This window comes from Rhodoferax sp. P1_F3 (genome assembly GCF_056405715.1).
Genome location: NZ_JBFUBO010000012.1, coordinates 15,411 through 31,746, shown reverse-complemented (window position 1 = coordinate 31,746; position 16,336 = coordinate 15,411). Strand labels below are relative to the sequence as shown.

The following is a 16,336-nucleotide window of genomic DNA, read 5'->3' as shown; positions in this document are numbered from 1 at the left end:
ATGCGGCGCTCGCTGTGAGAGCCGCGCAGTGTACTAGGAGTCCACACCATGTTTTTTGCCTCTGCACCTTCCGCTTTCCAGTCTGCCGTGCGCCGTCCGGTGTATGCACATGCAGGCCGTTCCGTCGATCGTTTTCTCGATGACGCACTCTTCACTGCACGCCAAAGCGCCGGTGCCTACAAGCAGGACGAAACCTCGTTCACCCTGACGCTGGACATGCCCGGCATCGCCAAGGAGCAGCTCAGCATTTCCATCGACGGTGCCGTCGTTCGCATCCAGAGCAAGGAAGACGCGCCCCGCCGCTACCGCGCAGCCTACGAATTCCCGCAGGATGTAGACAGCGCACTCAGCGAAGCCAAGCTGGAAAACGGTGTGCTGACCTTGAAGCTGGCTAAAAAGGTGCCGGTGAACAACGCCACCGAACTGACCATTCAGTAGAACTTAGAGCGTATGCAGCGGCCAGCGGGGCTTGACGTCGAAAGCGTAAGCCTTGCTGGCAGTCTGCAAACCGCTTTGCAAGCGCATCGCCGCGGCCATGGCAATCATGGCGCCGTTGTCGGTGCACAGGTGCAGCTCGGGGTAGTGCACGCGCACGCCGCGTTTGGCGCACTCGGCGTTCAGCAGCTCACGCAGCTTGCGGTTGGCGCCCACGCCACCGGCCACCACCAGGCGCTTCAGGCCGGTTTGCTTGATAGCAGCCATCGATTTTTTCAGCAGCACTTCCACAATCGCCGCCTGCGTCGATGCCGCCAAGTCGGCCTGCTGCTGGCGCGGCAAGGCGTCGAACACGGTCACCGCACCCGCAGCCACCATGCGCTGGCTTTGCACCAGCACGGCAGTCTTCAGACCCGCAAATGAAAAGTCCAGATTGCCGCTGTGCAGCAGTGGCCGTGGCAGCTGGTAGGCTGTGGGGCTGCCCTCCTCCGCCAGCTTGGACAGCAACGGCCCACCGGGGTAGGCCAGGCCCATGAGCTTGGCGGACTTGTCAAAGGCCTCGCCCGCCGCATCATCAATCGTTTCGCCCAACAGCTCGTAGCGGCCCACGCCGTCCACGCGCATGAGCTGCGTGTGGCCACCGGACACCAGCAGCGCCACAAAGGGGAATTCGGGAGGATCTGCGCTCAGGAATGGGGACAGCAAATGCCCTTCGAGGTGATGCACGCCCAGCACCGGTTTGTCCAGCGCCGCGCCCAATGCGCAAGCCACGCCCGCGCCCACCAGCAAGGCACCGGCCAAGCCGGGCCCGCGCGTGTAGGCCACCACGTCTACATCCTGCAAGCTGTGGCCGCTGTCATTCAGCACCTGCTGGGTGAGCGGCAGAACGCGGCGAATATGGTCGCGGCTGGCCAGCTCGGGCACCACACCGCCATAGGCCTGGTGCATCTCGATCTGGCTGTGCAGCGCGTGGGCCAGCAGCGTGGGCACGGCAGTGCCGTGCGACTCCACCATGGCCACGCCTGTTTCGTCACACGAAGACTCGATTCCCAACACCAGCATGCTTGTTTCCTTCAGAGCCGCCGAGTTTAGAGGATGGGGCCTGCGTGGTCGCACCCGGCACAATGGCGTTATGGACCTGCCTTTGACCGATGACGCCGTTGCCCGACTGGAAACCTCCACCCGCGACGCCGTGGCTCCACCCCACTACGAAACCCTGGACGGCTGGCTGCTGTCGTATGACACCTCCACCATCGGGCGCGCCAAAAGCGCTGTGCCGCTGCGCCACCACAGTCTGAGCCCTGCTGCCCTGCCAGACATCTGCGCGCGCTACGCCCAGCGCGGCCTGAAACCGATTTTTCGCCTGGCCGATGTGGCGGGTCTGGCCGATGTGCAGGCCGAACTGCGCCGTCTGGGCTTTGCGCCTACGCAGGCCACGCTGGTGCAGGTGGCGCCCACGGCCACCGTAGCGGGCCTGAGCACCGGCACCGCCGCCACCTGGTCCCCCACACCGACCAAGCATTGGGCCGCGGTGTACACCGCGCCGGGCTTTGACCCAGTAGATGGCCAGCACCGCCTGCAGGCGCTGAGCCGCGGCCAGCAAGGCGTGTACGCCAGTCTGGTGCAAGACGGCCAACCGCTGTGCGCGGGCACCGCGGTCTACAGCCAGGGCTGGGCCAGCCTGCACGGGCTGCGCACCGTGGTGGACGCACGCGACCGGGGCTTGGCCGCACAACTGATGGCCTGCCTGGCCCAAGAGGCCCTGCGGCGTGGCCTGACGGAAACGTTTTTGCAGGTGGAGGCAGAAAACACCGCCGCCCTGGCCCTGTACCAGCGCGCGGGCTTTGTTACCGCCTGGCGTTATCACTACTGGCGTGAATTTTGCGTGCCATGATGTGCCTATGACCGAGCCGCTTCGCATCGTCGTGATCAACTCTGACCTGCTGGTCGATGACCCGCAGGATGCGCACATGTTCAGCCAGGCCGAGCGCTCGCGCAGCCTGCGCATTGGCCTGCTGGAAAGTGGCTTTAACCTGGTGGCGTCGTTGCCAGCCGATGTGTACCTGACCGAACGTCTGGCACAGCTGCAGCCCGACATGATCATTGTGGACGCCGAGAGCGACGCGCGCGACGCGCTGGAGCATGTGGTGATGGCCACGCGCGACGAGCGCCGCCCCATCGTCATGTTCACCAACGACAACGACAGTGGTAATGCGCGCGCAGCCGTGGCCGCCGGTGTGTCGGCCTACATCGTGGCGGGCTTGCAGACCGAGCGCATCCGCCCCATTCTGGACGTGGCCATGGCCCGTTTTCAGCACGAGCAGGCCCTGCGCCAGGAGCTGGCCGCCACGCGCACCGAACTCAACGAGCTGTCCGCCGTGCTGCAGGACCGCAAAGTGATTGACCGCGCCAAGGCCATGCTGATGCAGCGCCAGCAGCTCAGCGAAGAAGCCGCCTACGCCAAGCTGCGCAAGACCGCGATGGACAAAAACCTGAAGATTGTGGAAGTGGCCCAGCGCATGCTGGACGTGGCCGACCTGCTGTCCTGACACAGGCAAACAACTGGTTACGAGTGGTTCACACAATTGGCACAAATCAGAACTAAGCTGTACCCCATGCAACCCGAAATCCCTATCGAACAACTGGCCGCCGAGGTGTACGACGCTGCGCCCGCTGCAGAAAAAGAGCGCATGGTGTCGCAGCTGGTGGGCAAGATTTACGAAACTGCGCCGGCCGCCGTGCGCAGCAACCTCATCCTGACGCTGATGAAGCCGCTGGGCGTGCTGTCCTTGGTGGCGGTGGCCGACGGCATCTTTGCCAAGATCCGCTTTCGCGGTGGCTGGCCCGATGTGCAGGTGCTGCCCGATGACGTGAAGAATGTGGAACCCCAGGACGTGGTGGCCCTGACCCACTATGCGCAGCAGGTCAGCTTGCATGTGCTGGACGGCCTGGCCCGCGTGGTCACCTCCTCGCCAGTTCTGGCGACTTCCGCCGCCGCTGCGCTGCTGATCCACATCCTGATGCAGCGCCACGGCGTTGAGCGCCGCGCCAAGATCCGCGACTAAACCCGCCGCCGAACCCTCTCAACGGTCGCAGGCTGCGCCACCGGCCAGCCTTGCAGCAGCGCAAACAGCAGGCGCCCAGCGACTACGCGCCCCAAACCACGGCATAAACACCTGGCAAGTTCCCGGCAAGCGCCTGCTACTGGGGCCTTTTCCCGACGTTGGTGCAGCGCACAAAACCAGTGCACCGTCTGCATTTTTAAATAGAACATGCCTCTAGCCCCCGTATTCATTGCGCAAGCAGCTCCTGAATTAATAGCACCCCATAGCAGGAGCAACCTGGCACAGACATTGCATTAATCCGTGCGAGACCGGCAACGGTCATGCACTGCACCCCATCTAACGGCGGGTAGGGCGCAGGGCAAACAGGACAAAGGCGTCCCCACGGGTTGACTCGCGCACTGCGCAGTCAACCCAGTGCGGACGCCTTTTTTGTTTTTCGTTTTGTGTTTTTCACTTCTGGAGCGTGTGCCATGACTGATCTTCTGAAAGCCAAACTCAGCCGCCGTGCTGTTCTGCAAACCGCGGCCGTAGGCGTGGTGGGCATCAACCCTGCGCTGCGCGCTGCGGTGTACGCCGGTGGCTCTGACGCCCCGGAGAAAACCGAGGTCAAGATCGGCTTCATCCCGCTGACCGACTGCGCCAGCGTGGTGATGGCCTCGGTGCTGGGCATCGACAAGAAATACGGCGTCACCATCATCCCCAGCAAGGAAGCCAGCTGGGCCGGTGTGCGCGACAAACTGGTGAACGGCGAGCTGGACTTTGCCCACGTGCTGTATGGCCTGGTGTACGGCGTGCACCTGGGCGTGGGCGGCCCCAAGAAAGACATGGCCGTGCTAGCCACGCTGAACAACAACGGTCAGGCCATCACCCTGTCCAAAAAACTGGCGGACAAAGGCGCGGTGGACGGCCCCAGCCTGGCCAAGCTGATGCAGACCGACAAACGCGAATACACGTTTGCGCAAACCTTCCCCACCGGCACGCACGCCATGTGGCTGTACTACTGGCTGGCCGCCAACGGCATCAACCCCATGGCAGATGCCAAGGTCATCACCGTGCCACCGCCCCAGATGGTCGCGAACATGCGCGTGGGCAACATGGACGGCTACTGCGTGGGCGAGCCCTGGGGACACCGCGCCATCATCGACGGCATCGGTATCACCGCCACCACCACGCAGGACATCTGGAAGGACCACCCCGAAAAGGTGCTGGGCACCACGGGCGATTTCGTCAAGAAGTACCCCAACACTGCACGTGCCGTGACCGCCGCGATTCTGGAAGCCGGCCGCTGGATCGACGCCAGCCTGTCCAACAAGAACAAGATGGCCGAAACCATTGCCGACAAGAGCTATGTGAACACCAGCGTGGACGCGATCAACCAGCGCATTCTGGGCCGCTACCAAAACGGCCTGGGCAAGACCTGGGATGACCCCAACTACATGAAGTTCTACAACGACGGTGCGGTGAACTTCCCCTACCTGTCGGACGGCATGTGGTTCCTGACACAGCACAAGCGTTGGGGTATTTTGAAAGAACACCCCGATTACCTGGCTGTGGCCAAGCAGATCAATCAGATCGACATCTACAAGCAGGCCGCCACTGCCAGCAAGACCCCGGTGCCCAAGGACGTGATGCGCACCAGCAAGCTCATGGACGGCATGGTCTGGGACGGCAAGGACCCCAAGAAATACGCCGACAGCTTCAAGGTCAAAGCCTGAGTTTTTGCGGGACTGAATAGGAGATCCATATGGTCAGCGCTGTTTTCCACTCCCCCTTGGCCACGTCGGCCGAAGGGTCTGCTATCAAAAAGGAAGCTGCTAGCGCAGCATCCACGGGGGCTAGCATGCAAAAAGCAACTAAACCTGCGGCTGTGGCGGCAACGCCCACCGCTGCCAAGCCGGGCTACGACTGGCGTGGCTTGGCACTGATGGTGCTGCCACCCGTGATGGGCCTGGCGCTGCTGGTGGGCATCTGGGCGCTGGTCAGCATTGGCACCAAGAGCAGCATCCCCAGCCCCTGGGAAACACTGCAGCAGGCCATCACCATCTTCAGCGACCCGTTCTACCGCAAAGGGCCGAACGACCAGGGTGTGGGCTGGAACGTGCTGTTCTCTTTGGAGCGCGTGGCGCTGGGCTTTGGCCTGGCCGCGGCCGTGGGCATTCCTGCGGGTTTCATGATCGGTCGCTTTGAGTTTTTGAGCCGCATGTTCAACCCGCTGATCAGCTTGCTGCGCCCTGTGTCGCCCTTGGCCTGGTTGCCGATTGGCCTGCTGGTGTTCAAGGGTGCGAACCCTGCCGCCATCTGGACCATCTTCATCTGTTCCATCTGGCCCATGATCATCAACACCGCGGTGGGCGTGCAGCGCGTACCGCAGGACTACATGAACGTGGCCCGCGTGCTGAACCTGTCTGAGTGGAAGATCGTCACCAAGATCCTCTTCCCCTCGGTGCTGCCCTACATGCTGACCGGCGTGCGCCTGGCAGTGGGCACGGCCTGGCTGGTGATCGTGGCGGCCGAGATGCTGACCGGTGGCGTGGGCATTGGCTTCTGGGTCTGGGACGAGTGGAACAACCTGAACGTCAAGAACATCATCATCGCGATCTTCGTGATCGGCATCGTCGGGCTGATTCTGGAATACGCCCTGATCAAGATCGCAACCGCATTCACATTCGAAGAGGTGAAGTCATGAGCACTGTGTCCGCCAACACCAAGTACATCGAAATCCAGGGCGTGGCCCAGACCTTCAAGACCAAGAAGGGCCTGTTCCCCGCACTGCGCGATATCAACCTCACCGTGGCCAAGGGCGAGTTTGTTGCGCTGATCGGCCACAGCGGCTGCGGCAAGTCCACGCTGCTGAACCTGATTGCCGGCCTGACCACACCCACCGAGGGCTCGCTGATCTGCGCCAACCGCGAGATCAACGGCCCCGGCCCCGAGCGCGCAGTGGTGTTCCAGAACCATTCGCTGCTGCCCTGGCTCACCTGCTTTGAGAACGTCTACCTGGGCGTGGAGCGCGTGTTTGGTGCGGGTGCCAAGAGCACTGGCGCTGCCTCTGAAAACAAAGCGCAACTGAAGGCGCGTACCGATGCCGCACTGGCTCTGGTGGGCCTGACCGCTGCGGCGCAAAAGCGCCCTGGCGAGATCAGCGGCGGCATGAAACAGCGCGTGGGCATTGCCCGCGCACTGGCCATGGAACCCAAAGTGCTACTGATGGACGAACCCTTTGGTGCGCTGGACGCGCTGACCCGCGCCAAGCTGCAGGACGAGCTGCTGGAGATCGTGGCCCGCACCCAAAGCACGGTGGTGATGGTGACGCACGATGTGGACGAGGCCGTGCTGCTGTCGGACAAGATCGTGATGATGACCAACGGCCCGGCCGCCACCATTGGCGAAGTGCTCAGCGTGGACCTGCCCCGCCCACGCAACCGCGTGGAGCTGGCCGACAGCCCGCAGTACCTGCAGTACCGCAAGGCCGTGATCGACTTTTTGTATACACGCCAGGCCCACGTGGAGAAGGCGGCCTAACCGCAGCTTCCGGCCACACACACAAAAGGGCGCCCTCCACGGCGCCCTTTTTTTGTGCATGAACCGCACTCAAAACAGGCACAGATCCTGCTTGAACAAATTACGACCAACGAAGGTCTAGCAGTGTTGCGGTTGATCGCCTACCGTCAGGGTAGGCGCGCACTTGGTGTCTGAAGCCCTAGCGGCTCCAGCGATTTCCGCACGTCCCCCCCTCCCACAGCCCCTCTTCTCTACGGAGCCCATTCATGGCCGGATTTCGTCAATTTTTAAAAAGCGGACATACCCCTACATTGTTCGCTGCATTTTTTTACCTGACGTTCTCATTCGTCATCTGGGTGATGAACGGCGCCATGGCGCCCTTCATCAGCGAACAGTTTCAGCTCAGCGCCGCCCAGAAGGGCTTTCTGCTGTCTATCCCCATCGTGGCTGGCGCCATCATGCGCTTTCCCTTGGGGTTGCTCGCGCAATACGTGGGGCGCAAGACCGCAACGCTTGTCGAGCTAGGCCTGATTTTCTGCACCATGTGTTTCGGCTACTTCTTCGTGCACTCCTATGACGACCTGCTGAAGATGGCACTGTTACTGGGCGTAGCGGGCGCCAGCTTCGGCGTGGCCATGTCGCTGGGCTCGGGCTGGTATCCGCCCAAGTACAAGGGCTTGGCCATGGGCTTGGTGGGCGCGGGCAATGCGGGTACCGCGCTGGCCGCGCTGCTGGCACCACCCCTGGCCCAGGCCTACGGCTGGCAGACGGTGTACGGCTTTGCCGCCCTCGCTTCGCTGCTCCCCATGGTCGTCGTGTTGCTGATGGCCAAGGAGCCGCCGGACCGTGATGAGCATGCCTCCATGCGCGAACATCTGGCCTGCCTGCTGGAGAAGGATGGCTGGGTCTTTAGCCTGATCTACGTGGTGACCTTTGGCGGCTTCATCGGCATCGCCACGTTCCTGCCCACTTATTACTACGACCAGTTCGGCGTGAGCAAAGTGCAGGCCGGGCAGCTCACGATGCTGGCCGCGCTGATGGGAGCCGTGGTGCGTGTCGCAGGGGGCTGGATTTCCGACCACTGGGGGGGGGTCAACACACTGACCGTAGTGCTGGTGGCCGTCGCACTGGCGCTGGTCGGTGTGGGGCTGTCCTCGGGCTCGTTGGTCATGACCACGCTTCTGCTGATCCTGTGCTTTGCAGCCCTGGGCGCTGGTAACGGCGCGCTGTTCCAGCTAGTGCCGCTGCGCTGGCCCACCTCCACAGCGGTGGCCGGCTCCATGATCGGTGAAATCGGTGCACTGGGTGGAGGCACCATCCCGGCCCTGATGGGGCAGTCCAAACAGCACTTGGGCAGCTTCCTGCCCGGCTTTGTGGTGCTGGCCGTGTTTTCCCTTCTGATGCTGGGCGTCATGCGCAAGATGCAAGTCCGCTGGACCCGCACTTGGGCCGAAAAGGGAGGTCGTGCGCGTAGCGCATGAGCCTCGCGCAGCGAGGGTAGAACGCGAAGCGTTCGTGCCTCACTTTCAGTGCAGGCTCACTTGCGAAGCAAGTTAAGCGAAGCGTGCCGGAACTAAAAAGGCGGGCGCGCACGCGGCGCCTAACAATCAATCGCTACTAAAACAGTAGCTAGCCGCGCAGATCCCACGGGGGCTGCGCGGCTTTTTTTCTACACATCCATCGCGTTGGCAGGAACACTGATGTGCGCAATAGGCGGCCTGTGCACCATGCAGAACAGGATGTGAATGGGGACATAGACAGAGGCGAAACGGTAGATGGCGTGTTGAAATGCATCCACCGACAAGTCGCTATTCAGGTTCAAAGTGACCTGGGCTGAATATCGTGCGGCATACAGAAACAGGACGGGCGACGACAGGAGTTCTTGCAACACAGCCCAACCCAAACCACCGGCCACTGCTGCTATCCAAAACCAGACTCCGTTGAGCCGCCTGGAAGAATAAGTCCCTATTGCAGACATGCCCAGCGCAAGTCCCAAGGTGCAAAACCCATACAGAGCAAAGAAGAAGACCAGATTTGAAGGAAGATGTCCGTCAGCAAGCTGAAACCCCACCAAGTAGGCGGCCCCGAACAACAGGATTGGGCTTGTGTAGAAGATGAGCCAAGGCAGTTTTTGGGGGCGTCTCGTCTGCAATTGACTTCGCAACCATTGGAACCCTCGGATTCCCAGAACCGGCAGCACAACTGCAAAGGTAATCACCTCCCCAGCCGTGTCCAGCCACGAGTACATGTTGCTTGCGAGAACCAAAACAACCACCAGAACGACACTGATCGGGATACTCACAAAGAAAAACATTCGCGTTGCATGCGCATGAAAGCGCCCCGCAACGGCCACCATCACCACGCAGAGCACCAAAGGCCCAAGCTCTTGCAAGAACGAAAAATGGTGAATCCAATTCAACAGGAGTAGTCCGCTAGGCGCCATGTAAATCGGCATACACATAAACGCGTAAACGAGCCCCAGAACGCCGGCTACTGCACGCACCCATATTGACTTCATTTGATTCACAGCTCCCTTTAATCACGCTTACGCCACTGTTTGAACTTGCCTTGGCTGCCTCAAAACCAGCCGTCTGCAGATTATGTAGGCGCTAAAACTACACCTGAATCGGGAAACGCCGCCCCACGCCCGCACCGCCTCAAACACAGACGCTACTAAAACAGTAGCTAGCTGCGCAGATCCTACGGGGGCTGCGCGGATTTTTCTTGCCAATTCATTTTTCAGGCCGTTGCAGCATTTGACATGCAAGTATTTACTTGCATATAATTCTCTGACACTTCAAGGAGAACAGTCATGGTGGATATCCTGCACAGGGTCGGTATCAAGTCGTCGGTAGCTGCCGTCTACCAAGCGTTGACCACGCGCGAAGGTCTTGCAGCCTGGTGGACGCACAACACGCAAGGGGACGCCGCTGCGGGCGGCGCCCTCACCTTCCGCTTCAGCGTCGACGGGGTTGAGATCGGCGGCTTTGACATGAAGGTGCTGGAGCTGGAGCCGTCCCGCAGCGTGCTTTGGCAGGTGGTGGATGGCCCTGCGGAATGGATATGCACGCGCATCCGTTTCGACCTGCAGCAATCCGGCGAACACGCCATCGTGCTGTTCAAACATCAGGGCTGGAAAGAACCCGTGGAATTCATGCACCATTGCAGTACCAAGTGGGCGATGTACCTGATGAGCCTGAAATCGCTGGTAGAAACCGGCAAAGGCACCCCCAACCCGCACGACCCGCATATCAGCGGCGACGGCGCGGACTGAGGTGCCACCAATGACGAAAGCACGTTTTGGATATCGACAAAGTTTTCAAGGCACTGGCCGACCCGACGCGCAGGCGCCTACTCGACCAGCTGCACAGCGAGAGCGGCCAGACGCTGGGCGCGCTGTGCGAACACATGGACATGACGCGCCAGGCCGTCACCCAGCATTTGCAACTGCTGGAGGCGGCCAACCTGGTTGCCGTGGTGTGGCAGGGACGCGAGAAGCTGCACTACATCAACCCCGTGCCGCTGCATGAAATTCACACGCGGTGGATCGCCAAGTTCGAGCACCACCGGCTTGACGCCCTGCACCACCTGAAGCAACAACTGGAAGGTAAACAGCATGACAACGACCGCAACGACACCCCCCGCAAAACCTAGCTTTGTGTACGTGACCTATATCCAGACCACGCCCGAGAAGGTGTGGCAGGCCTTTATGGACACCGACGTGATGGCGCAGTACTGGGTGGGCCCTACATCGGAATGTGCCCGCGTCAACGTGTCGGACTGGAAGCCCGGCTCGAAATGGGAGCACCAGCGTCTGGACGCTGCGCGCACCGTGGACATCTGCGGCAAGGTGGTGGAGTGCGACCCGCCCAAGCGCTTGGTCTACACCTGGGCACGCCCCAGCGAGGCCGACGACGAATCCAAACACTCGCGCGTGGAAATCGACATCGAGCAACGCATTGATGGCTTGGTCCGCCTGACCGTCAGCCACATAGACCTCGACGCGCAAATGCTGGCAGGTATTTCAGGCGGCTGGCCTGCGGTGCTGTCGAACCTGAAGACGCTGCTGGAGACCGGGCATGTGCTGCCCAGAGTCCCAGCAGCCTAAGACCATGAAAAAGTCAGCCCCAGACCCCAGCGGGTCCGCATCGGAATTCATCACGCAAAGAATCGCCGATCTGGGCGACTGGCGCGGGACCACGCTAGGCAGAATGCGCCAGCTGATTCAAGAGGCCATCCCGGACGTTGTCGAAGAGTGGAAGTGGATGGGCACGCCGGTGTGGTCGCACCACGGCATCCTGTGCACCGGCGAGTCTTACAAGGACAAAGTGAAACTCACCTTCGCCAAGGGCGCGTTACTGCCAGACCCAGCCAACCTCTTCAACGCCAGCCTGGACGGCAACATGCGCCGCGCCATCGACATCCACGAAGGCGAAGAAGTAGACGCAGCCGCCTTCAAGGCGCTCATTCAGCAAGCGGGTGCGTTCAACAGTGCAGGCAAGGCCAAACCTGCGAAGAAAGCGAAGTCAGCCCCCGGGCTTTGAAAAGTAGCAAGGAACTTCAGTGACAAAGAAGACGCGCTTCCAGCCAACTGCCCGCGCTCAATACTGCCTGTACGGAAGAAACTTGCCGGAAAGCACCACGTTGACGCGGTCGCCCTTGGGGTCGGGCTCGCGCACGATGTCCATGCTGAAGTCGATGGCGCTCATGATGCCGTCACCAAACTCCTCGTGGATCAGTTCCTTGATGGTTGTACCGTACACGTTGACCAGCTCGTACCAGCGGTAGATCAGGGGGTCGGTAGGAACCGCCGTGGGGAGTGAGCCTTTGTACGGCACCACCTGCAGCCATTTGATCTCTTCGGCGCTAAGGCCGAAGATCTTGCCGACGACCTTGGCCTGCTTTTCGTCAAAGGTCATTTGGCCCAGGCAACCGGCGGTCACCCACTCTTTACTCAGCCCCACCTTCTTGGCAACGCTCTCCCACTTCAGCCCTTTGCTGACTTTGGTCGCGATGATTTTTTCAGTAACGTCGTTGCGGTTCATAAGTGCTCCTTGGCGGCAGTGGTTGGAAAGTCAAGATGGAATGCAAGAAGTGCACCTTACAGGCCGAGGTCACTCAGGTCCGGATGGTCATTAGGGCGGCGGCCCAAGGGCCAGAAGAATTTGCGGTCAGACGCCTGGATCGGTTGGTCATTGATACTGGCGTGGCGATGGGTCATCAAGCCGTCCGCGTTGAATTCCCAGTTCTCGTTGCCGTAGCTGCGAAACCAGTTGCCTGCGTCGTCGTGCCATTCGTATGCGAAACGCACCGCAATCCGATCATTGGCGTGGGCCCAGATTTCCTTGATCAAGCGGTAGTCCAACTCGCGTGCCCATTTGCGCTCGAGCAATGCCTGTGCGGCCTCTCGGCCGACAGGAAACTCGACGCGGTTGCGCCAGCACGTATCCGTGCTGTAGGCGAGCACTACGCGCGCAGGGTCACGCGAGTTCCAGGCGTCTTCGGCCAAGCGCACCTTCTGTATGGCGGTGGCAAGGGTAAATGGGGGCAATGGTGGACGGGCTTCCATGGGGAGTGGACCTTTTCAAAAGCAATGGGGCATACGTAGACAGATCTGTCTGCATGCAAATGCTAATCGATGTAGACAGACTTGTCTACAATGACGACATGTCGCTATTTCCCACGCCCGAATTGAAAGACCAGCCCCCCCGTGAGCGCATCTTGCTGACCGCGCACCGGCTTTTCTACAGCGATGGCATTCGGGCCACGGGCATCGACCGCGTGATTGCAGAATCGGGCGTGGCCAAGGCGACCTTCTACCGCTGCTTCCCCAGCAAAAACGAGTTGATCCAGGCCTTCCTGGCCTACCGGCATGAAAAGTGGATGGACTGGTTCACCGATGCCCTGCGCCGCCACGGAACCAAATTTGCAGGCACAGATGCCCTGGTACCTGTGCTGCGGGAGTGGTTTGAAGACGATGGCTTTCGAGGCTGCGCGTTTATCAACAGCGTGGCGGAGCTGGGCGGAACCCAGCCCGAAGTGATTGACATTGCGCGTACGCACAAGGAAAGCATGGCGGCAGCGGTGGCCACGCTGCTCCCCCCATCCAGGCATCGACAGAAGGACGCACAGGCCATGGCGCTAGCCATAGACGGCGCGATTGTTCAGGCCCAAGGCGCACAGAGGCCTGAGGGGGCTTTGTCTAGCCTTGCGCACATCTTGCGCGCGCTTCGGGCAGCGTAGGCTATTTCGGCAAAAACAGCAGCCAGTACACCAGCAGAATATTCAGCAGCACCGACACGCCCAACGCCACCTTCCAGATGGCGGTGGGGTCCCGCTGCATCAGCGGTGTCGCCATGGGTGCGTTTAGCGGGCGGCTTGCGCCGCGCTCCAGCGCCAGCAGGAATTCTTCGGCTGTTTCAAATCGCTGGCGCTGGTCGCGGGCCACGGCTTTTTGCAGCACGTGGTCCAGCCAGATGGGCACCTCGGGGTTGTGGCGACTGGGGGGCGTGGGGTCGCGGTAGTAGCGACCCACCTGGTAGGGCAGCACATCGCCATAGGGCAGTTTGCCGGTGAGCAGCTGGTAGAGCGTCACGCCCAGCGCAAACAAATCGCTCTGTGCATTGGGAAGTTGGGCTTCGCCGTCCTCCGCTTCCGTCTTGCCATTGCCGGCCTTGGTGCGAAAGCCCCATTGCTCGGGATTCACATAGCTGGGCGTGCCCGCGTGCAGCGCCCGCATGGCGGCGGGTTCACGCCCGCTCAGGGCTACCCCCAGGTCCAGCACGCGCAGCACGCCGTCGTCACCCAGGTGGAGGTTGGCGGGCTTGATGTCGCGGTGCACCACGCCCTGCCGGTGCAGGCGCGCCAGCCCCTTGAGTGCCTGCATGGTGTAGCCCAGCGCCACGGCCGGCGCCACGCGTGTGTGGTGGTCCAGCTGCTGCTGCAGGGTCTCCCCGCCATGCCAGTCATACAGCACATAAAACGCCGAACGCTCACGGCCATTGGGCAAGCGCTCGTGCACGGCCACCAGGTGGTCCGCTGCGCGAGATGAATGCATGCGCAGCGCCAGCCACGCCTCATGGGCCAGCATGGCGCGCTCTTCCTGGTCGTGGGCGCGGGCGGTGTTCAGGGTCTTGAGGGCGTACAGCGTCTGCGTCACCGGGTCACGCACCTGGTACAGCACATTGATGCCGTTGTCTGCAATGGGCGCCGTCACGGCAAAACCGTCCAGCGTGTCGCCGACTTTCAGCTTTGCGGGTATGGGCAAGGCCTCGGCCCGGCGGTTGGCATCGGCCAGCGTGGCCTCCAGCAGGCCCTGCACGCGCACCACCATGGCGGACACGTTGTCGTTGCTGCCCCGGGTCAGCGCCAGGTCCACCAGCTTCTGGGCGGCCTCACGCGCGTCGGCCATGGCCGCATATTCGGGCAGGCGGCGGGCCGCCACTTCGCCGTGCACACCATCGGTGAGCAGAATGAACACATCGCCCACCTGCAGGTCGCCCTGCAGGTAGTCCACCACCAGGTGGTCTTCGGCCCCGACGGAGCGCAGCAGCTGGTGTTTGAGGTCCGGGTGGTTGACCACATGGTCTTGCGTGAGCTGGGTGGCCTTGCCGTCGCGCACCAGGTAGCAGCGCGCATCCCCCACATGGGCCAGCGTGTACGAATGGCCGCGCAACACCAGTGCGGTCAGCGTGGTCAGGCCCATGGCAGGCTGACGGCGCCGGTTGATGCCACACAGCCAGGCGTTTTGCGCAGCGATGATGCGGTCCAGGGCGACGGTCGTGTCCCAGGTCTCGGCGGTGCCAAAGTAGTCGCGCACCAGGCTGGTCACCGTGGTCTGCGCAGCCTCGCGGCCCATGCCACCAGCGCTAACGCCGTCGGCAATGGCAACGATGGAGCCCATATCCTCTTGCCCGGGGGTGGGCAACATGGCGGCGCAGAAGTCTTCGTTAAGAGGTTTGCGCCCGGCCAGGGATGCAAAGCCAATGTCTATGTCAAAAGCCATGCACCAAGATAAGCAATTTCAGTGCCGAATGTTGCTGCAACGCACCAAAATCGTGCGGGTTAACCCTAGACCCTTGCCTCATCCCAGCAGCATTTGCATGCTGTGTTCGTAGTGGCCCGACAGCTGCTCGAACAGGCCCAGCAAGGTTTCGCTGCCCGCCGCCAGATCTTCCAGCCGGGCGCCGCGCTTGGCAGGACTGAGGCGCTGGGCGTCTTGGGCCGCGGCCACCATCTGCAGCCACGCCACGCCTGCAGCACCCAGGGCCTCATGGATGGCGGGGGTGCTCAGGGGCAGGCCATTCAGGTAGGTGAGCGCTTTTTCAAATTCCTGCTGGGCAGCGCGCATGCCGGCCTGAGCCAGCTCCACCGCCATGCCCTCGCCTTCCAGCGCCAACAGCGCGTACTTGCCGAAGCGCTGCGACAGCATGCGCTGGCGCCCCGCCAGGTTCAGCACCTGCAGCGGTGCGGCGGCGCCCGAGCTTTCCAGGCTGGCCGTCAGGCGCTCAGCGCCCAACAGCAAGGCCTCGGCCTCGCGCTCCACCACGTCAGTGCCACCTGCGGCCAACGCGGCCTTCAGCAGCTCCCAGGTGTGGGCCACCTGCGCCAGCAAATCGCCATAGGTGGGCTGCGACAGGTTTTTGCGCAACAGCGCAAAGTTGCTGTCCACCCACAGCACCGAGTCCTGCAGCAGGGCAGTGTGGTGCACGGCCTGGACCTGTGCAGCCTGCAGCAGGTGCAACTTGACCAAGCGCTGCGACAACATGCGCAGTTGGCCCGAGCGGTTCACCACCTCGGCAAAGTGGGCCGACTGGATGATGTGCTGCGACAGCTGGCCCATGCGCTGGTTGGAACTCATGGCGGCCGAGCGCAGGGTGCGGAAGGCGTCATCGTCCGACAGGCTCTGGGCCCGCATCAGAATGCCCTTAGCCCTGTCCACCGCCTTGCGCTCCTCGAAGCGGGTGGCCAGTTCTTCATAGGCTTGGCGCTGTTGCTCGGCCTTTTGAAACCGTGCCTGTGCCAGATGGATGAGCGGGCGCAGCCGGTTGGCCCCATAGCCGTTCACCACATAGGCATGCACGCCGCACTCGGTGGCCTGCTCGATATGGCTGGCATCACTGTCATTCGTGAACACGATCAACGGGCGTGGCACGGTTTGCCCCACCACTTGCAGCGCCTGGAACCACGCGCTGGTGGGCAACGGCACGTCGCAAACCACCACATCTGGTGCGTGCAGCACCACGCCCTGCACCAACTTGCTGCAATCGTCGACCGTGGCCAGCACCGAAATGCCCACCGCCTGCAGGTCGGCGGCCAGCGTGGGCGCGGTCATT

General features: G+C 61.9%; 19 protein-coding genes. 13 read left to right on the top strand and 6 right to left on the bottom strand.

Annotated elements, in window-relative coordinates:
* Positions 1–48 precede the first annotated feature (48 nt).
* Positions 49–438, top strand: a complete 390-nt coding sequence (locus AC1DZ5_RS17820; protein WP_477891482.1) for an Hsp20/alpha crystallin family protein — start codon at positions 49–51, stop codon at positions 436–438.
* 3 nt (positions 439–441) lie between these two features.
* Here the strand turns inward: AC1DZ5_RS17820 and tsaD are convergent, their stop codons facing one another.
* Positions 442–1,497, bottom strand: coding sequence for a tRNA (adenosine(37)-N6)-threonylcarbamoyltransferase complex transferase subunit TsaD (gene tsaD, locus AC1DZ5_RS17815; protein WP_477891480.1), 1,056 nt, complete (start codon positions 1,495–1,497; stop codon positions 442–444).
* Between the two features lie 70 nt (positions 1,498–1,567).
* Between tsaD and AC1DZ5_RS17810 the strand changes: the two genes are divergently transcribed.
* The 7 genes from AC1DZ5_RS17810 to AC1DZ5_RS17780 all read left to right on the top strand — a co-directional run bounded on the left by AC1DZ5_RS17810 (position 1,568) and on the right by AC1DZ5_RS17780 (position 8,482).
* The gene (locus tag AC1DZ5_RS17810; protein WP_477891478.1) at positions 1,568–2,329 is read left to right on the top strand and encodes a GNAT family N-acetyltransferase; all 762 of its coding nucleotides are present in this window, start codon (positions 1,568–1,570) and stop codon (positions 2,327–2,329) included.
* Positions 2,330–2,336: 7 nt separating this feature from the next.
* Positions 2,337–2,984 carry an ANTAR domain-containing response regulator gene (locus AC1DZ5_RS17805; RefSeq protein WP_477891476.1) on the top strand — a complete coding sequence of 216 codons (648 nt, stop codon included), beginning with the start codon at positions 2,337–2,339 and terminating at the stop codon, positions 2,982–2,984.
* 66 nt (positions 2,985–3,050) lie between these two features.
* Positions 3,051–3,500 carry a hypothetical protein gene (locus tag AC1DZ5_RS17800; protein ID WP_310344192.1) on the top strand — a complete coding sequence of 150 codons (450 nt, stop codon included), beginning with the start codon at positions 3,051–3,053 and terminating at the stop codon, positions 3,498–3,500.
* 470 nt (positions 3,501–3,970) lie between these two features.
* Positions 3,971–5,215, top strand: a complete 1,245-nt coding sequence (locus AC1DZ5_RS17795; protein WP_477891473.1) for a CmpA/NrtA family ABC transporter substrate-binding protein — start codon at positions 3,971–3,973, stop codon at positions 5,213–5,215.
* Between the two features lie 29 nt (positions 5,216–5,244).
* Complete coding sequence (ntrB, locus tag AC1DZ5_RS17790) at positions 5,245–6,186, top strand: nitrate ABC transporter permease (RefSeq protein WP_477891471.1); 942 nt, start codon at positions 5,245–5,247, stop codon at positions 6,184–6,186.
* Positions 6,183–7,022: an ABC transporter ATP-binding protein gene (locus AC1DZ5_RS17785; protein WP_477891469.1), complete on the top strand. Its 840-nt coding sequence runs from the start codon at positions 6,183–6,185 to the stop codon at positions 7,020–7,022. Before ntrB ends, AC1DZ5_RS17785 begins: the two co-directional genes overlap by 4 nt.
* A 245-nt stretch (positions 7,023–7,267) precedes the next feature.
* The gene (locus AC1DZ5_RS17780; protein WP_477891467.1) at positions 7,268–8,482 is read left to right on the top strand and encodes an MFS transporter; all 1,215 of its coding nucleotides are present in this window, start codon (positions 7,268–7,270) and stop codon (positions 8,480–8,482) included.
* A gap of 188 nt (positions 8,483–8,670) precedes the next feature.
* Here AC1DZ5_RS17780 and AC1DZ5_RS17775 read toward each other — a convergent pair whose 3' ends face one another.
* Positions 8,671–9,420: a hypothetical protein gene (locus AC1DZ5_RS17775; protein ID WP_477891465.1), complete on the bottom strand. Its 750-nt coding sequence runs from the start codon at positions 9,418–9,420 to the stop codon at positions 8,671–8,673.
* Between the two features lie 393 nt (positions 9,421–9,813).
* Here AC1DZ5_RS17775 and AC1DZ5_RS17770 point away from each other — a divergent pair, with 393 nt between their 5' ends.
* Genes AC1DZ5_RS17770 through AC1DZ5_RS17755 form a run of 4 tightly spaced genes read left to right on the top strand, consistent with a single transcriptional unit; the run spans position 9,814 to position 11,545 of the window.
* Positions 9,814–10,275 carry an SRPBCC family protein gene (locus AC1DZ5_RS17770; protein WP_477891463.1) on the top strand — a complete coding sequence of 154 codons (462 nt, stop codon included), beginning with the start codon at positions 9,814–9,816 and terminating at the stop codon, positions 10,273–10,275.
* A 32-nt stretch (positions 10,276–10,307) separates the two neighbouring features.
* A complete protein-coding gene (locus tag AC1DZ5_RS17765; RefSeq protein ID WP_477891681.1) occupies positions 10,308–10,655 on the top strand; it encodes an ArsR/SmtB family transcription factor in 348 nt (115 codons plus the stop codon).
* Positions 10,618–11,109 carry an SRPBCC family protein gene (locus AC1DZ5_RS17760; protein ID WP_477891461.1) on the top strand — a complete coding sequence of 164 codons (492 nt, stop codon included), beginning with the start codon at positions 10,618–10,620 and terminating at the stop codon, positions 11,107–11,109. The genes AC1DZ5_RS17765 and AC1DZ5_RS17760 overlap by 38 nt, the downstream gene beginning before the upstream one ends.
* Before the next feature lie 4 nt (positions 11,110–11,113).
* A complete protein-coding gene (locus AC1DZ5_RS17755) occupies positions 11,114–11,545 on the top strand; it encodes a DUF1801 domain-containing protein (RefSeq protein WP_477891459.1) in 432 nt (143 codons plus the stop codon).
* Positions 11,546–11,602: 57 nt separating this feature from the next.
* Here AC1DZ5_RS17755 and cynS read toward each other — a convergent pair whose 3' ends face one another.
* Positions 11,603–12,046: a cyanase gene (gene cynS / locus AC1DZ5_RS17750; protein ID WP_477891457.1), complete on the bottom strand. Its 444-nt coding sequence runs from the start codon at positions 12,044–12,046 to the stop codon at positions 11,603–11,605.
* Positions 12,047–12,102: 56 nt separating this feature from the next.
* Positions 12,103–12,570, bottom strand: a complete 468-nt coding sequence (locus tag AC1DZ5_RS17745; protein ID WP_477891455.1) for a nuclear transport factor 2 family protein — start codon at positions 12,568–12,570, stop codon at positions 12,103–12,105.
* Positions 12,571–12,668: 98 nt separating this feature from the next.
* Here AC1DZ5_RS17745 and AC1DZ5_RS17740 point away from each other — a divergent pair, with 98 nt between their 5' ends.
* A complete protein-coding gene (locus AC1DZ5_RS17740; RefSeq protein ID WP_477891453.1) occupies positions 12,669–13,244 on the top strand; it encodes a TetR/AcrR family transcriptional regulator in 576 nt (191 codons plus the stop codon).
* 1 nt (position 13,245) lies between these two features.
* Here the strand turns inward: AC1DZ5_RS17740 and AC1DZ5_RS17735 are convergent, their stop codons facing one another.
* Complete coding sequence (locus tag AC1DZ5_RS17735; protein WP_477891451.1) at positions 13,246–15,006, bottom strand: bifunctional protein-serine/threonine kinase/phosphatase; 1,761 nt, start codon at positions 15,004–15,006, stop codon at positions 13,246–13,248.
* 78 nt (positions 15,007–15,084) lie between these two features.
* Positions 15,085–16,335: an ANTAR domain-containing protein gene (locus AC1DZ5_RS17730; RefSeq protein ID WP_477891448.1), complete on the bottom strand. Its 1,251-nt coding sequence runs from the start codon at positions 16,333–16,335 to the stop codon at positions 15,085–15,087.
* Between the last annotated feature and the right edge of the window lies 1 nt (position 16,336).

Excerpts from the sequence above, each read along its gene's own strand:
- AC1DZ5_RS17820 (WP_477891482.1), top strand. The coding sequence starts at position 49 with ATGTTTTTTGCCTCTGCACCTTCCGCTTTCCAGTCTGCCGTGCGCCGT.
- tsaD (WP_477891480.1), bottom strand. The coding sequence starts at position 1,497 with ATGCTGGTGTTGGGAATCGAGTCTTCGTGTGACGAAACAGGCGTGGCC.
- AC1DZ5_RS17810 (WP_477891478.1), top strand. The coding sequence starts at position 1,568 with ATGGACCTGCCTTTGACCGATGACGCCGTTGCCCGACTGGAAACCTCC.
- AC1DZ5_RS17805 (WP_477891476.1), top strand. The coding sequence starts at position 2,337 with ATGACCGAGCCGCTTCGCATCGTCGTGATCAACTCTGACCTGCTGGTC.
- AC1DZ5_RS17800 (WP_310344192.1), top strand. The coding sequence starts at position 3,051 with ATGCAACCCGAAATCCCTATCGAACAACTGGCCGCCGAGGTGTACGAC.
- AC1DZ5_RS17795 (WP_477891473.1), top strand. The coding sequence starts at position 3,971 with ATGACTGATCTTCTGAAAGCCAAACTCAGCCGCCGTGCTGTTCTGCAA.
- ntrB (WP_477891471.1), top strand. The coding sequence starts at position 5,245 with ATGGTCAGCGCTGTTTTCCACTCCCCCTTGGCCACGTCGGCCGAAGGG.
- AC1DZ5_RS17785 (WP_477891469.1), top strand. The coding sequence starts at position 6,183 with ATGAGCACTGTGTCCGCCAACACCAAGTACATCGAAATCCAGGGCGTG.
- AC1DZ5_RS17780 (WP_477891467.1), top strand. The coding sequence starts at position 7,268 with ATGGCCGGATTTCGTCAATTTTTAAAAAGCGGACATACCCCTACATTG.
- AC1DZ5_RS17770 (WP_477891463.1), top strand. The coding sequence starts at position 9,814 with ATGGTGGATATCCTGCACAGGGTCGGTATCAAGTCGTCGGTAGCTGCC.
- AC1DZ5_RS17760 (WP_477891461.1), top strand. The coding sequence starts at position 10,618 with ATGACAACGACCGCAACGACACCCCCCGCAAAACCTAGCTTTGTGTAC.
- AC1DZ5_RS17755 (WP_477891459.1), top strand. The coding sequence starts at position 11,114 with ATGAAAAAGTCAGCCCCAGACCCCAGCGGGTCCGCATCGGAATTCATC.
- cynS (WP_477891457.1), bottom strand. The coding sequence starts at position 12,046 with ATGAACCGCAACGACGTTACTGAAAAAATCATCGCGACCAAAGTCAGC.
- AC1DZ5_RS17745 (WP_477891455.1), bottom strand. The coding sequence starts at position 12,570 with ATGGAAGCCCGTCCACCATTGCCCCCATTTACCCTTGCCACCGCCATA.
- AC1DZ5_RS17740 (WP_477891453.1), top strand. The coding sequence starts at position 12,669 with ATGTCGCTATTTCCCACGCCCGAATTGAAAGACCAGCCCCCCCGTGAG.
- AC1DZ5_RS17735 (WP_477891451.1), bottom strand. The coding sequence starts at position 15,006 with ATGGCTTTTGACATAGACATTGGCTTTGCATCCCTGGCCGGGCGCAAA.
- AC1DZ5_RS17730 (WP_477891448.1), bottom strand. The coding sequence starts at position 16,335 with ATGACCGCGCCCACGCTGGCCGCCGACCTGCAGGCGGTGGGCATTTCG.